This window comes from Sulfurospirillum sp., from assembly GCF_036802865.1.
Classification (GTDB): Bacteria; Campylobacterota; Campylobacteria; order Campylobacterales; family Sulfurospirillaceae; genus Sulfurospirillum.
Genome location: NZ_DAIRVK010000002.1, coordinates 298,803 through 312,331 on the forward strand (window position 1 = coordinate 298,803; position 13,529 = coordinate 312,331).

A 13,529-nucleotide genomic window follows, 5' to 3' on the forward strand; every position below is an offset into this window, starting at 1 on the left:
TTAAAACGTTTTTAACGCAAAACCAACTAAAATCATGCAATATATTATTGAGGATACCATTTGAAGAATGTGAAGAGAATTTTACTTTTACTATTGATTTGTATGACACCGATGGCTTTTGGTGCCGATACCATTCCAACGGTTAACCTTTCTCTTTCCGCACCTAATTCACCACAACAGCTTGTAACCAGCCTCAATCTTGTCCTTGTTTTAACGATTTTGACACTGGCTCCTTCGCTTATTTTTATGATGACCAGCTTTTTACGCCTACTCATCGTTTTTTCATTTCTTCGCCAAGCTTTGGGAACACAACAAATGCCACCAAGTCAGGTTATGGTCTCATTGGCGATGATCTTGACGTTTTTTATTATGGAACCCGTGATGAAAGAGTCGTATGATGTAGCCATAAAGCCTTATTTAGCAGAGAAGATGAGTTATCAAGATGCCTTTGAAAAGGGCTCTGCGCCTTTTAAAGCTTTTATGATTCGCAATACGAGAGAGAAAGACTTAGCACTTTTCTTTCGTATTCGCAACCTTGAAAATCCAAAAAATATTGAAGATGTTCCTTTGACGGTGGCAATGCCAGCTTTCATGATCAGTGAACTCAAGACGGCTTTTGAGATAGGCTTTTTGCTTTACTTGCCATTCTTGGTTATCGATATGGTAGTAAGTTCCGTTTTGATGGCTATGGGTATGATGATGTTACCTCCTGTTATGATCTCATTGCCATTTAAACTGCTTATCTTTGTTCTGGTTGATGGTTGGAATTTGTTGGTACAAAAACTCGTGGAGAGTTTCCATTAACGCCCAATATATCAAAAAGACAACAATAGGTTTTGAACTTGACCATCCTCTTTTTGATGCGATTATTCTAAAACAAGGTGCTCAGCTCATCCATTTTCAGCCCAAAGGCGGTAGTGCACTCTTTTGGAAGGCTGATCTTTCAACATTTGAAGCAGGGAAGGCATTTCGTGGAGGTATTCCTCTGTGTTGGCCATGGTTTGGAAAAGCGGGCAACCCAACTCATGGATTTGCACGCATTATGGAGTGGGAAATTGTACTGCATGTCGAAAATGAAGAGGGCGTCCAACTGGTTTTTGAACTGCATGATTCTGCTACAACACGAGCTATCTGGCCGTATGCTTTTTTTCTACGACTTGAAATGAACTTAGGCCGAGAAGTTGCACTCACGTTACATATAAACACTGAGAAAGAGAGTACAGGAGCGTTGCATACCTACTTTTCGTGTGATGCTGTTCATAAAGTGCAGGTCACTGGACTTGGGTATCATTATATCGACGCTTTACAAAATGGAAAGCGTTGTGAAAGTGAAGATGACATGTTACAGGTAAACCATGCACTTGATCGAATTTATACTCAACCACAATCCAATATCGTTCTTACTGATACAAAACGACGTGTGAGCGTCTCTCAAAAAAATCACAGTGACGTTGTCGTATGGAATCCTTGGAAAGAAGGCGCAGCTAAACTTTCTGACATGGAAGAAGATGATTATACGCGGATGCTTTGTTTGGAGAGTGCTAGAATATCGAAGCCTTTTAACGACGATGATAGTTTGCAGATAACAATTCATGTAGAAGAAATATCCTAATACTTACCTAAAGTATCGTAAGTATAAATTAAGTATATTGCAGTTATACTTTTCTAAACAAAAAACATAGAAAAGGTACTATATGAAAAATGTTCTTATTATTAACGGTCATCAAAAATATCCAGTTGTAGCCGAAGGCAACCTAACACGTACTTACATAGACACTGCAACGCACTATTTTCAAGAAAATGGTTTTACTGTCAAAAATTCGGTTATTGAAAGTGCTTATGATATTAAAGAGGAACTTGAAAAATTTGCATGGGCAGATTATATACTCTTTCAATACCCAGTTTATTGGATGGGCGTGCCTTGGATCACTAAAAAATACATGGATGAAATTTTTTCCATGGGCAAAGATACCGTAACGTATGCCAGTGATGGAAGAACCAGAAGTGACGCTTCTAAACGATACGGTAGTGGGGGCTTGATGCAAGGTAAAAAATACATGCTCTCTTTGACATATAACTGCCCAACAACGGAATTTGATAATAAAGAGGGATTTTTTGATGGCTTGAGCATCGATGAAGCCAATGTCGCAGTACATAAAACATTTCAGTTTTGTGGTGCAGAACCTTTAGAAACATTCTCAGTGCATGATATTTTTAAAGGTGACTTAGATATTGAAAAAGAGAAAGTACGTCTTCGTGCACATTTAGCAAAAAACTTCAAATAATCTTTTTGGTGGTATGAAAATACCACCTCTTCTTTACATGTAAAGCTCAAATCCTTTTTGCTGTTTCAAAATGCTCTCAAAAAGTTTTTGCGCTTCTTGCAACATTTTCTCATGTTGTTTTTGTGCCTTTTCTAAAATCTTATCAAGGCTTTTAAGCAAAGAGTTATTCTCATAATTTTGAGTATTGAGGTCTTGCGCTTTAGGAAGTAAAGCATTAATATCATAAGCGGTGTTGGTTGTCGTGGCTTGGGGCGTTGCACTACCACTCTCTTGTACGTTTTTAAAGTACTCATCCATCATCGGTTGAATCTGTTTCATCGCCGCATCAATCTCTTTTTGATCGTTTGCATCAATACCATCACCTTTATAGTGAAAGCTATAACCGTAAGCATGGGAAAGCGTTAGTGTGGTTGTTTGCGATGTACCACTGTTCTCTTGTAAGATTTCAGCTGAACGTTCATCGTACATACTAAGATCGATCGTATCGCCACTACTCGTTTGGAGTGAAAAACCAAAGTTGTTTGAACTGTAGTTGCTTGCGCTTATACTCTGCATGGTAACTCCTTTATTGAAAGCTACATCGGCATAATGCAGTTTTGATTTAGATCGTAATGAGGCAGTCTAATTTATTTTGTACCGATTCAATTTTTTGCTGCATACCATCTTGTCGGTTTGGTCTTATATCGAACTTTAAACAGGCATAAACACGTCCATAGGCTTCTAAGAGTGCATAAGCTTTTTCGACCAGTTTCAATGCTTCAGGCATAGTAGGTGTTTCAACAACAGTACTCATAGGCGTGAGTTTATAACTGTAGCCACTTTCATGGATCATCTTAACGATGCATGCAACATCGGCACTTTTACTCTCACTCCCTTCGAGTGGGAACATACTAAATTCCATTAAAACGCTCATCCATACTCCCTTGTGTTTAGCTATCCAGTCCACTGCTGTAGTACTTACGCTCTTTTGCAACAACGATCTCTTTTTGACGCTCTTTTTTATGCATGTCTTTTTCCACAAAAAGGGGCTTTCTGGTTATAGGGTGTAAGCCTGTATAGTACATGAGCGTGGCATAGGTCGAAGGTGTGGGCGTAAAAATTTGCGCTTGTTCAGGATTGATCTTAAGCACCGTAGAGGCAAAGTGTTTCAGTGAGTGCATGTGCTTCTCTTCACACCCCGGATGTGCTGCAATGAGGTAATAAGTAAGAAACTGTTTTTTACCCGACTCCCGACTGAGCCTGTCAAAGAGGGCTTTAAACTCGACTAAGGACTCTTTTCCTGGTTTGCCCATAAGGGCAAGTATCTCATCGTCGATATGTTCAGGAGCGATTTTCATCTGACCACTGAGGTGATGCTCGACAATCTCTTTAAGGTATTCATACCCATACGCTTTATCATCGCTAATGAGGTCGTAGCGAATACCTGAAGCTACAAATGCTTTTTTAATTCCAGGCAGTGCCCTTACTTTTCGCAATAAATCAAGTTGTTTTTTATGCGTTGGTTTAAGTGCCTTGCAGAGTTTGGGAAACATACAGCTTTTTTCTTCACACGTTCCTTTGGTCACTTTCTTAGAACACTCATAACCGTACATATTTGCTGTTGGTCCTCCTAGATCGGAGATAACGCCCTTGAAGTCTTTGTAAGTGGTAAAGTGCTTTGCTTCTTTGAGGATGGAATTTTCACTACGACTTCTTATGGTTCTGCCTTGATGCACACTAATGGCACAGAAACTACACTCACCGTAACAGCCTTGGTGTGTTGAAATAGAAAATTTGATGGTTTCAAGTGCTTTAACAGCCCCGTCTTTTTTATGGAAAGGATGGACATCACGCATAAAAGGCAGTGCACTGACTGCATCCATCTCTTCGGTTGTAAGGTAGAGTGCAGGTGGGTTTTGTATGAGGTAGCGCTCATCCACTTTTTGGCAAAGACCTTTAGCTGAAATGGGGTCATTATTGTGGTAAAAAATGTCAAACATATCCATGAATTTAAGCTTATCACTGAGTGTCTCAGCATGGCTTGGAAGCGCTAAATAATCAGTCTTAGGCTCTTTAGAAATATAACAAAGCCCTTTGACATCCAAAGGTTCAATGCCCTTTTTTAGGGCATCTGCAAACTCAATGATACTTTTATCTGCCATACCATACAGTAGATAATCTGCCTTGGCATCGAACAATATAGGCTTACGAAGCTTGTTACTCCAAAAATCATAATGCGTCACGCGCCTAAGGCTTGCTTCAATGCCTCCCAGCATAATAGGCACCGTGTTTTTAAAGTTTTGGCGGATGAGGTTGGTGTACACAAGACTTGCACGATCGGGGCGTTTGTTGTTAATGCCTCCTGGTGTATAGTCATCACTGTTTCTAAACTTTTTTGTAGCTGTGTAGTTCGACACAAGTGAATCCACACTACCACCACTTACGCCCCAAAAAAGTTTTGGTTCACCCAAACGGGCTATATCGATGCCATTGGTAACATCAGGTTGCCCGATAATGCCTACTTTATACCCTGCTTGTTCTAACACACGTCCCACAACAGAAACACCCATATATGGGCTATCTATATAGGCATCGGAGGTGATGAGAATAATGTCAAGTTGACTCCATCCTCTTTGTAACATCTCTTCGTGTGTCGTAGGTAAAAACATGCGTATCCTCTGTCGTTAATAATAGGTATTAATATAGCACAACGCCTCTATATTTTGGCTTTTTTAAGATTGTTAATAGTAATATCTCACCAATTATCATTTGGAGGATACGTTTGAAAAATTCACTCTATTTTAACATGAAAGTTGAAGAGGGCATCTTTGAAAAAATCATAGCGGAGCAAGATAGTATTGGCTATTATGCCTTGCCAGATCAAGATATCAGTTGCCTAGAAAGTTACTTAGAAGATTTTAAATCTAAAAATGATTATGACGCGATCAAAGACATTGCTATTATCGGTATTGGTGGAAGCTCTTTGGGACCTAAAGCGATCTTTAGAGCATTGCAAGGTATTCGTGATTTTGACAAACGTTTGCACCTCTTTGAAAGCACTGATCCTGCATCCATTCGCTCAACACTTAATAAACTTGACATCAAAAATACCCACTTCTTTGTCATCAGTAAATCAGGTACAACGATAGAGACAATTTCGGTGTACAAATACATTCTTTCACTGCTTAAAGCGAAAGATATTTCACTGGATTATCGTTTTACATTTGTCACCGATGATGGCTCAAAACTTGAAGCACATGCGAAAACATTTAACTCTTTTGTTTTACACATTCCTGTCAATGTGGGTGGACGTTTTTCTGTTTTAAGTGCTGCAGGACTTGCACCATTACTGCTTGTGGGTGTAGATATTCAAAGACTCCTTGATGGCGCCAAAGCGATTAAAAAAAGCTTCTTTGAAGATGGTTACATTAAAGAGACATTGATGAAAAAAGCGACCTATTACGCTAAAAATTCAATGCATTACAACATTAATACGCTTTTTGCTTACTCTGAGAGTTTGGACTGCTTTACAGACTGGTATGTTCAGCTTTGGGGTGAGAGTTTGGGTAAAAAACAACGTCACAGTAGCTTTAATGTTGGTTTGACACCTGTTGGACTTATTGGACCAAAAGATCAACACTCCTTTTTGCAGCTTATCGTTGAAGGACTTCGCGATAAAAGTGTCACCGTCCTTAAAATCGAAAATTTTGATGATAAGATCAAAATTCCTGCTATTACCCTTAAAGAGCTTGAGAGCTTAGATTTGATGAATGGCATTGCGTTTTGCGATCTGATTAACATGCAAGCAGACTCAACGATTGAAGCACTTTTGGATAAAAAGGATATTCCTATCGATACTATTACCATTCAGCATATTGATGAAGAAAACATTGGTAAGTTAATATTCTATTATGAGCTTCTCACCTCTCTTGTAGGTCAAATGATGAATGTTAACACGTATGACCAACCGGGCGTTGAGAGCGGCAAGAAGATTTTAGAGGGTAAATTAATCGAAGAAAAAAAGAATACAAGCAAAAAAACTCGCTAATACGTATAGGCTGGGAATACTCCCAGCCCTTTTTATTTTTGTGTAAAGACAAGCGCTTGTTCATACAGCGCTGAGCCCATTTTCCCCCACATTGAAAAAAGATGCGTTTCTTTCTCATTGAGATTGAATTGTTGAACGATTTTGTTGACAATTTTATGTTCATCTATACCAAATCTATCGTCAATATGTACCAAGACCATTAATGCAAGCAATGCGATTTTTTGACTTTGAGATGATTTGAAAACGGTTAAAATATCTTCTAATACAAAATGACTCAAGTCTAATTCAAGATTTTCAATTCCCATTTCAGTGCAGTATTCATCAACAATCTCACGCTCCTTCATCCCGTATTCGCCATCCAGTTTTGCGACATATTGTACGAGCTGTAGAAAAGCAAATTTCTCTTCTGATTTAAGTTTCATTAGTAACAATTTGTACTCCTTTAATAATGGATCGATGAAATTATAGTAAAACATTCTAAATGAACCTTAATAAACATGCTAAAATTGAGAAAGTGTATTTATAAGGACGAAGTTCGTGGATAAAAAATTACAAAAAAGTGAAAAAATTTTAGATGCTGCGTTGATGCTGTTCTCAAAACAAGGTTTTTATGCAACTACGATTCCAGACATTGCAAAAGCGATGGGTATGAGTGTGGGAAATATCTATAACTACTTTTCTTCCAAAGAGATACTTGCTAAAGAGATCATCAAATACTCATCAGACATTTTAGGTGCGGAAATTCGAAAAGTCAATGAAGAAGAGGGGAGTGCCAAAGACAAAATTCGTAAAATTGTTGCGCTTTATTTTGAAATGGCAACCTTGAAACCTCAACATATTAACTACTTTTTACGCGTTTATCTTGCCAACAAAGAAGTTTTCAAAGAAGGGTGTGAAGGCATGATTTGCGTCTCTGCCTTTGTAACAGAGTTGATGTTGTTTTTTGAAGAGGGCGTTGCTCGTGGAGAGCTTCGCAATCAAGATTTTTTTTCTGCCTTTGGTCTTTTCATGGGGTATCTTGGTGGTTTTGTTTTTCTAAGTGGCGAAGGAGTGTTGGATAAAGCCCTCAATTACTATGTCGATGAGATTTCACTCAACATTTACAATGCTTTGAAACAACAATAATGCCTCGTAAATCTTCCATCATTTGGCTTCAAGGACTGACGTGTAATGGTAACAGCCACTCTTTTTTGAATTATGCTCAGATGCCAAGCTTCGCCGCTTCCTTTGATATGCTCTATCATCCATTGTGGTGCGGAGCAGAGGATTTTATGGGGTTATTACACAGTGATGCACCCTTTGACTTTCTCATTTTAGAGGGCGCTCTTAGCCATGATGAGCGTTTGCTTCAACGCTTTAATTTACCTTTCTATGAAATCCTCGATAACCTCGCTTCTCGTTCAAAATATATTATTTGTGCAGGAAGTTGTGCCAGTTTTGGTGGTATTTTCAGGCTTCGCGATCCACAGAAGATTACAGGGGCACTTTTTAGTGGTAAAGAGAAGGGTGGTTATTGGCTGGAGAAGAAGAATGTTATTAACATTTCAGGCTGTCCACTGCATCCTCGTTGGTTGGCTGAGACTCTTTTTGCACTGCATCATGGTGACAATGTGGCATTAGATGAGTTTTTACGCCCCAAAGAGATCTTTTCTTATTTTGCGCATCATGGTTGTTTACGCAATGAGTATTTTGAGTGGAAAGTGGATAGCAAGCAGTTAGGGCAAAGAGAAGGGTGCTTGTATTATGAGCATGGTTGTCAAGGGCCGATGAGCCATGCAAATTGCAATAAGATTTTGTGGAATGATGTGAGTTCTAAAACAAGAGCAGGCTCACCTTGTTTAGGGTGTACAGAGTTTGATTTTCCTCGTCCTGCACTCTATGAAACTCAAAAAAACATGTCTCTTCCTCAAACACCTTTTGGCATCTCAAAACGTGCTTATTATACACTTGCAGGTGTAGCCAAAAGTTTTAAAATAGAAAGACTCGAAAAGAAGTTGATTGATGAAGATAACTAAAAAAATTATAGAGCGCATTGAAGGCGAAGCTACATTGGAGCTTGAGTGGGAAAATGAACAGGTCAGTTTTGCCAAAATCAAATTTTTTAATTACCGTGGTATTGAAGAAATCTTAAAAGGGCGACCTTTGTTGGATGCGCTTGCTCTTACCCCTCGTGTCTGTGGTATCTGTTCGCACTCACATGCTATTGCTTCAGTGCTTGCTATAGAAGAGTGTTATAAAAGTGCAGGGGAATCGTTACTGATAAATCAAAAAGCCAAAGATATTCGTGAGATTGCTTTGAATGCTGAGAAGATCCATAACCATATTAAATGGTATTTTTTTACGATTTTACCAGAGCTTAAAAAGGTTTCTGATCCAAAATATGGTGGGAACGCTTTTAAAGATACACAATGGTTTACTGCCCAGCGTGCGATTATGGAAAGCCTGAAAATGGGCGCTCATTTTACGGGTCAGTGGCCACATGGTTCGTTTGTGATGGCAGGCGGTGTGACGTGTGATCCCCTGAGAAGTGATCTTATTAGTGCGCATGGGTGTTTAGATGCTGTGATTGCTTTTTGTGAAGAGCATTTTTACGGGATGGGGTTGGAAGAGTTTTTGAGCTTTGACTCAGCCTTGCAAGTAATGGCTTCACCTTCAGCGCTTTCGCAAGGTATTGATGAGATGCTCAAACACGGGTTTGATCGCTTGGGCAGAAGTTTTGATCGTTTCTTAGCTTTAGGAGACTCTTTTATGTACGAGGGAAGTCTTAAGGCTTCAAAAACTACGGTACTGAGTGCGGATGTAAAACACGTACATGAAAGTTTAGATCATACCTTTTTTGCCGATAAACAGAATGGTTATACCTATTCTAAAAGTGCTCTCTATAAGAAGAATTTTTGTGAAGTGGGACCATTGGCACGTTTAATAGTAGCAAAAGAGCCTTTGATGCGTGATTTTCACCGTAGGTTTAAAGATGCAGCATTAACACGTGTGGTGGCACGTGCCGTGGAGTGTGCTTACTTACTTTGGCGTACGAAAGCATTGCTCAATAACTTAGATGTAAAAGAGGCCTCTTTTAGTCCTCCCAAAAAAGATGTACATTCACTCAGTGGTGAAGGGATTGGTGTTATTGAAGCGCCACGAGGCTCACTGATCCATCATGTGAAGGTAGACCATGGTGTCATTGCGTCATATGAGATCATCACTCCTACGGTTTGGAATTTAGGTAATGGAGACCGAGATAATCCTTCGACTGCTCAAAAAGCACTTATTGGTCTAGATTCGTTTACCAAAGCGGATTTTATTCTCAAAAGTTTTGACGTCTGTTCGGTTTGTACCACCCAATAACAGATTGCCCTAAGGTGTGACAATTTAGCCATTTTTAATATAATACACTTTTTATCCTCTTTTTTTGTTACATTTTTACTCCATATGATTAAAAAAGCCTTAATAATAGGCGTTTCCAGCATATTGTGAAATATTTTTTGATTTAATGCTAAGTGAATACTCATTCAGGTAAACAAATGTTGTCTGTTTTCTGAATAGTCCCTTAACTTTTTGATCTTGGAAAATTTACACAGGAGAGATTTATGGAACACGCTAAACTGTACGAAAGGCTTGCTGATAGACTTAGCAATCTTGAGAAGTTCCCCCGAATTAAGGAGGAAAAATCTATTGCGGCATTGATGGAAGAACATGGTATCAGCCGTAGAGATTTTATGAAGTGGGCAGCAGGTGTTACTGCAATGTTGTCATTACCTTCAGAATTTACACCACTTATGGCACAAGCTGCTGAGCTAACAGATCGTTTACCGGTCATTTGGTTGCACATGGCAGAGTGTACAGGTTGTAGTGAGAGTTTGCTTAGAACTGACGCACCAACAATTGACAGTTTGATCTTTGATCATATCTCATTAGAATACCATGAGACACTAATGGTGGCCTGTGGTTGGCAAGCAGAGCACAACTTAGAGAGTGCTATTGAAAAATACAAAGGTAAATACATCTTAATGGTTGAAGGTGGTATTCCTGCGGGCAGTAGCGAATTCTTCTTAACCGTTGGACCACATGGACAAACAGGACAAAAAAGTGCTCAAAAAGCGGCAGACTCTGCAGCAGCTATTTTTGCTATTGGTTCTTGTTCAAGTTTTGGTGGTATCCAAGCGGCTCATCCAAATCCAACAAACGCACAACCACTCAGTAAAATCACTAATAAACCTGTTATTAATGTTCCAGGATGCCCTCCAAGTGAGAAAAACATTGTGGGTAACGTACTTCACTATATTCTTTTTGGAACCCTTCCAGCACTTGATGCGTATAATCGTCCAAAATGGGCTTATGGTCTTAGAATTCACGATCTTTGCGAAAGACGTGGTCACTTTGATGCGGGCGAATTCGTTCAAGAGTTCGGTGATGCAGGTGCTAAAAAAGGTTTCTGTCTTTATAAAGTGGGTTGTAAAGGTCCTTATACCTTCAATAACTGTTCACGCGAGAGATTTAATCAACATACTTCTTGGCCAGTTCAAGCAGGTCACGGTTGTATCGGTTGTTCAGAACCAGGTTTCTGGGATAACATGGGACCATTTGAAGAGCCTCTAGGTGATAGATTGTATAACACTGTTTACGGTGAGGGCGCTGATAAAACTGCTGATAAAGTAGGCGTAGCACTCTTAACTGCGACTGCGGTAGGTATTGCGGCTCATGCGGCGATTGCTGCGGTTAAGGGCAGTGGAAAAACTGAAGAATAATAGAAGGATAAGATAATGAGTAAAAGAATCGTAGTTGATCCAATCACCAGAATCGAAGGACACTTAAGAGTTGAAGTTATTGTAGATGACAACAACGTTGTAACAGAAGCATACTCTTCTTCAACACTTTGGAGAGGAATTGAGACTATCCTTAAAGGCAGAGATCCAAGAGATGCTGGCTTTATGGTACAAAGAATTTGTGGTGTTTGTACGTACTCACACTACAAAGCAGGTATTATGGCAGTTGAAGATGCTCTAGGAATTGAGCCTCCTCTTAATGCAAAACTCACTCGTACATTGATGAACAATGCACTTTTCTTGCATGATCACGTAGTACATTTTTATCATCTTCATGGACTTGACTGGGTTGATGTTGTTTCTGCTCTTAAAGCCGATCCACACAAAGCGGCGGCTGAGTCATTTAAATACACTGACGCTCCTATTGCGTGTGGTGCAGATGACCTTGTTGCAACTCAAAAAAGAGTAGCCGATTTTGTTAAAAAAGGAAATCTTGGACCATTCGCTAACGCTTACTGGGGACATCCAACATACAAATTGACACCAGAGCAAAACCTTATTGCGGTTTCTCACTATCTTAAAGCGCTAGAGCTTCAAAGAACAATCGCTCAAATGATGGCTATTTTTGGTGCAAAACAACCACACCCACAAAGCTTAACCGTTGGTGGTGTAACGTGCGTTATGGATCTTCAATCACCTTCACGTTTAGGTGAGTATATGACTAAATTTAAAGAAGTTGCAGATTTCGTTAATCGTGCTTACTATCCTGACGTTGTTATGGCTGGTAAGGCATATGCTGGCGAGCCAAGCGTTACAGGTGGTTTGGGTGTACCAAATCTCTTTACACAAAAAGAGTTCCAAATCAGTGCAAAAGAATTTTTATTTGATAGCGGCGTAATGATGGGCGAAGATGTTGTCAATCTTATTACGGGCAAACCATTTAAAGTTCAAACACTTGATGAGAGTAAAATTACCGAAGAAGCAACACGTGCATGGTATAAAGACAATGCAGCGTACCATCCGTATGAAGGTCGTCAAGAGCCTAATTATACAGGCTTTAAAGATGCTCAAACCATCAATGACAAAGGTGTACTTGCACCTACTAAAGTTATTGATGAAAATGGTAAATATACATGGATCAAAGCGCCTCGTTATGATGGTAAACCACTTCAAGTTGGACCATTAGCAAATATCGTTGTAAACTATGCGCTTGGTAACAAACGTGTTAAAGCTGTTGTTGATAAATTCTTGAAAGACACAGGTCTTCCAATTTCTGCAGTTGCTTCTACTCTTGGTAGAACGGCATGTCGTATGATTGAAGCGAAAGTTATTGCTGATAATGGTATGGAAGCTTTTGCATCGTTAATCAATAACTTAAAAGTTGATGATGCTACATGTACTAGTTACAAAATTGATAAAAACAAAGAGTACAAAGGTCGCTACATCGGACATGTTCCTCGTGGTGTTCTTAGTCACTGGGTTAAAATCAAAAATGGTGTAATCGAAAACTACCAAGCAGTCGTTCCAAGTACATGGAATGCAAGTCCAAAAGACGCAAAAGGCGTTAGAGGATCTTATGAAGAGTCTTTAATTGGTTTGAAGATTACAGATCTTTCTCAACCGCTTGAAATTGTAAGAATCATCCACTCTTATGATCCATGTCTTGCATGTGCTGTACATGTTATGGATACAAAAGGTAATGAGATGAGCAGTTATAAGGTCAATGTTAACGGTGCGTCTTGCTAAAAGCGAAAGGGAGTCTAACAATGAAAAGAGATATAGAATTTGAGTTCTCAGCAGGGCTTCGTTGGACGCACTGGCTTAGAGCAATTGCTATTTTTGTATTAACGGTGACAGGTTTTTACCTCACCTTTGTATTCATCGCTCCTGAAGCATCAGATGAGCCTATCCTCTTCTTGAATGCAAAGTTCAGAATGTGGCATGAAATCGCAGGGTTTTTGCTGATTGCAATCACTCTTTTTAAAACTTACCTTTTCTTTTCTGATCGTATCAGTTCAAAAGAGAGGGTATCTTTTTTAGATTTTATTAGTCCAAAGATATGGTTTCAGCAACTGAAATATTACCTTTTTATGGGGGAACACCCTCATTTAAGAGGTGTCTATAATCCGTTGCAATTTGTCGCCTATGTTGGTCTTTATGCGATGATTTTTCTCATCTGTATTACAGGGCTTGTTTTATATGTACATTGTTATCAAGGTGGCGGTATTGGTCTGTTTTTATACGACTATATGCGTCCACTTGAAGCGATGATGGGTGGACTTGCTATGGTTCGAGAAATTCACCACATCGTGATGTGGGGTATTTTGATCTTTATACCAATTCACATCTATATGGCAATCTTTAACTCAATTATGGGTAAAGAAGGTTCAATGGATGCGATTATTAGTGGTTACAAATTTCATAAACAACATCCAAAACACTAAGCGAGTCTTG

14 protein-coding genes are annotated in these 13,529 nt (G+C 39.2%); 10 read left to right on the forward strand and 4 right to left on the reverse strand.

Annotated features, from left to right (window positions below; translation table 11 throughout):
• The first annotated feature begins 69 nt into the window (after nt 1–69).
• The 3 genes from fliP to V7Q04_RS05925 all read left to right on the forward strand — a co-directional run bounded on the left by fliP (nt 70) and on the right by V7Q04_RS05925 (nt 2,285).
• A complete protein-coding gene (gene fliP / locus V7Q04_RS05915) occupies nt 70–804 on the forward strand; it encodes a flagellar type III secretion system pore protein FliP (protein WP_333804424.1) in 735 nt (244 codons plus the stop codon).
• Entirely contained in the window at nt 758–1,612 is an 855-nt protein-coding gene (locus V7Q04_RS05920) for a D-hexose-6-phosphate mutarotase (protein ID WP_333804006.1), read from the forward strand. The genes fliP and V7Q04_RS05920 overlap by 47 nt, the downstream gene beginning before the upstream one ends.
• Before the next feature lie 82 nt (nt 1,613–1,694).
• Nucleotides 1,695–2,285, forward strand: a complete 591-nt coding sequence (locus V7Q04_RS05925) for an NAD(P)H-dependent oxidoreductase (RefSeq protein ID WP_333804007.1) — start codon at nt 1,695–1,697, stop codon at nt 2,283–2,285.
• Between the two features lie 33 nt (nt 2,286–2,318).
• Here the strand turns inward: V7Q04_RS05925 and V7Q04_RS05930 are convergent, their stop codons facing one another.
• Genes V7Q04_RS05930 through V7Q04_RS05940 form a run of 3 tightly spaced genes read right to left on the reverse strand, consistent with a single transcriptional unit; the run spans nt 2,319 to nt 4,933 of the window.
• Complete coding sequence (locus V7Q04_RS05930) at nt 2,319–2,840, reverse strand: ATP/GTP-binding protein (RefSeq protein WP_333804008.1); 522 nt, start codon at nt 2,838–2,840, stop codon at nt 2,319–2,321.
• Between the two features lie 46 nt (nt 2,841–2,886).
• A complete protein-coding gene (locus V7Q04_RS05935) occupies nt 2,887–3,198 on the reverse strand; it encodes a thiamine-binding protein (protein ID WP_333804009.1) in 312 nt (103 codons plus the stop codon).
• 16 nt (nt 3,199–3,214) lie between these two features.
• Entirely contained in the window at nt 3,215–4,933 is a 1,719-nt protein-coding gene (locus V7Q04_RS05940) for a YgiQ family radical SAM protein (RefSeq protein WP_333804010.1), read from the reverse strand.
• Nucleotides 4,934–5,046: 113 nt separating this feature from the next.
• On the opposite strand from V7Q04_RS05940, the gene V7Q04_RS05945 reads away from it, so the two are divergent.
• A complete protein-coding gene (locus tag V7Q04_RS05945; RefSeq protein ID WP_333804011.1) occupies nt 5,047–6,312 on the forward strand; it encodes a glucose-6-phosphate isomerase in 1,266 nt (421 codons plus the stop codon).
• Nucleotides 6,313–6,344: 32 nt separating this feature from the next.
• Here V7Q04_RS05945 and V7Q04_RS05950 read toward each other — a convergent pair whose 3' ends face one another.
• Complete coding sequence (locus V7Q04_RS05950; protein ID WP_333804425.1) at nt 6,345–6,734, reverse strand: TerB family tellurite resistance protein; 390 nt, start codon at nt 6,732–6,734, stop codon at nt 6,345–6,347.
• A gap of 115 nt (nt 6,735–6,849) precedes the next feature.
• Between V7Q04_RS05950 and V7Q04_RS05955 the strand changes: the two genes are divergently transcribed.
• The 6 genes from V7Q04_RS05955 to cybH all read left to right on the forward strand — a co-directional run bounded on the left by V7Q04_RS05955 (nt 6,850) and on the right by cybH (nt 13,519).
• The gene (locus V7Q04_RS05955; RefSeq protein ID WP_333804012.1) at nt 6,850–7,437 is read left to right on the forward strand and encodes a TetR/AcrR family transcriptional regulator; all 588 of its coding nucleotides are present in this window, start codon (nt 6,850–6,852) and stop codon (nt 7,435–7,437) included.
• On the forward strand, nt 7,437–8,327 hold the full coding sequence (locus tag V7Q04_RS05960; RefSeq protein ID WP_333804013.1) for a hydrogenase: 891 nt from the start codon (nt 7,437–7,439) through the stop codon (nt 8,325–8,327). Before V7Q04_RS05955 ends, V7Q04_RS05960 begins: the two co-directional genes overlap by 1 nt.
• The gene (locus V7Q04_RS05965; RefSeq protein ID WP_333804014.1) at nt 8,314–9,657 is read left to right on the forward strand and encodes a nickel-dependent hydrogenase large subunit; all 1,344 of its coding nucleotides are present in this window, start codon (nt 8,314–8,316) and stop codon (nt 9,655–9,657) included. The genes V7Q04_RS05960 and V7Q04_RS05965 overlap by 14 nt, the downstream gene beginning before the upstream one ends.
• A gap of 242 nt (nt 9,658–9,899) precedes the next feature.
• On the forward strand, nt 9,900–11,057 hold the full coding sequence (locus V7Q04_RS05970) for a hydrogenase small subunit (RefSeq protein WP_333804015.1): 1,158 nt from the start codon (nt 9,900–9,902) through the stop codon (nt 11,055–11,057).
• Between the two features lie 15 nt (nt 11,058–11,072).
• Nucleotides 11,073–12,821 carry a nickel-dependent hydrogenase large subunit gene (locus tag V7Q04_RS05975; protein ID WP_333804016.1) on the forward strand — a complete coding sequence of 583 codons (1,749 nt, stop codon included), beginning with the start codon at nt 11,073–11,075 and terminating at the stop codon, nt 12,819–12,821.
• A gap of 20 nt (nt 12,822–12,841) precedes the next feature.
• Entirely contained in the window at nt 12,842–13,519 is a 678-nt protein-coding gene (gene cybH, locus V7Q04_RS05980) for a Ni/Fe-hydrogenase, b-type cytochrome subunit (RefSeq protein ID WP_333804017.1), read from the forward strand.
• The last annotated feature ends 10 nt before the right edge of the window (nt 13,520–13,529 follow it).

Bases quoted from the DNA above. Each gene is read 5' to 3' on its own strand.
- V7Q04_RS05920 (WP_333804006.1), top strand. From the start codon at position 758: ATGGTTGGAATTTGTTGGTACAAAAACTCGTGGAGAGTTTCCATTAAC.
- V7Q04_RS05925 (WP_333804007.1), top strand. From the start codon at position 1,695: ATGAAAAATGTTCTTATTATTAACGGTCATCAAAAATATCCAGTTGTA.
- V7Q04_RS05930 (WP_333804008.1), bottom strand. From the start codon at position 2,840: ATGCAGAGTATAAGCGCAAGCAACTACAGTTCAAACAACTTTGGTTTT.
- V7Q04_RS05935 (WP_333804009.1), bottom strand. From the start codon at position 3,198: ATGAGCGTTTTAATGGAATTTAGTATGTTCCCACTCGAAGGGAGTGAG.
- V7Q04_RS05940 (WP_333804010.1), bottom strand. From the start codon at position 4,933: ATGTTTTTACCTACGACACACGAAGAGATGTTACAAAGAGGATGGAGT.
- V7Q04_RS05950 (WP_333804425.1), bottom strand. From the start codon at position 6,734: ATGAAACTTAAATCAGAAGAGAAATTTGCTTTTCTACAGCTCGTACAA.
- V7Q04_RS05960 (WP_333804013.1), top strand. From the start codon at position 7,437: ATGCCTCGTAAATCTTCCATCATTTGGCTTCAAGGACTGACGTGTAAT.
- V7Q04_RS05965 (WP_333804014.1), top strand. From the start codon at position 8,314: ATGAAGATAACTAAAAAAATTATAGAGCGCATTGAAGGCGAAGCTACA.
- V7Q04_RS05970 (WP_333804015.1), top strand. From the start codon at position 9,900: ATGGAACACGCTAAACTGTACGAAAGGCTTGCTGATAGACTTAGCAAT.
- V7Q04_RS05975 (WP_333804016.1), top strand. From the start codon at position 11,073: ATGAGTAAAAGAATCGTAGTTGATCCAATCACCAGAATCGAAGGACAC.
- cybH (WP_333804017.1), top strand. From the start codon at position 12,842: ATGAAAAGAGATATAGAATTTGAGTTCTCAGCAGGGCTTCGTTGGACG.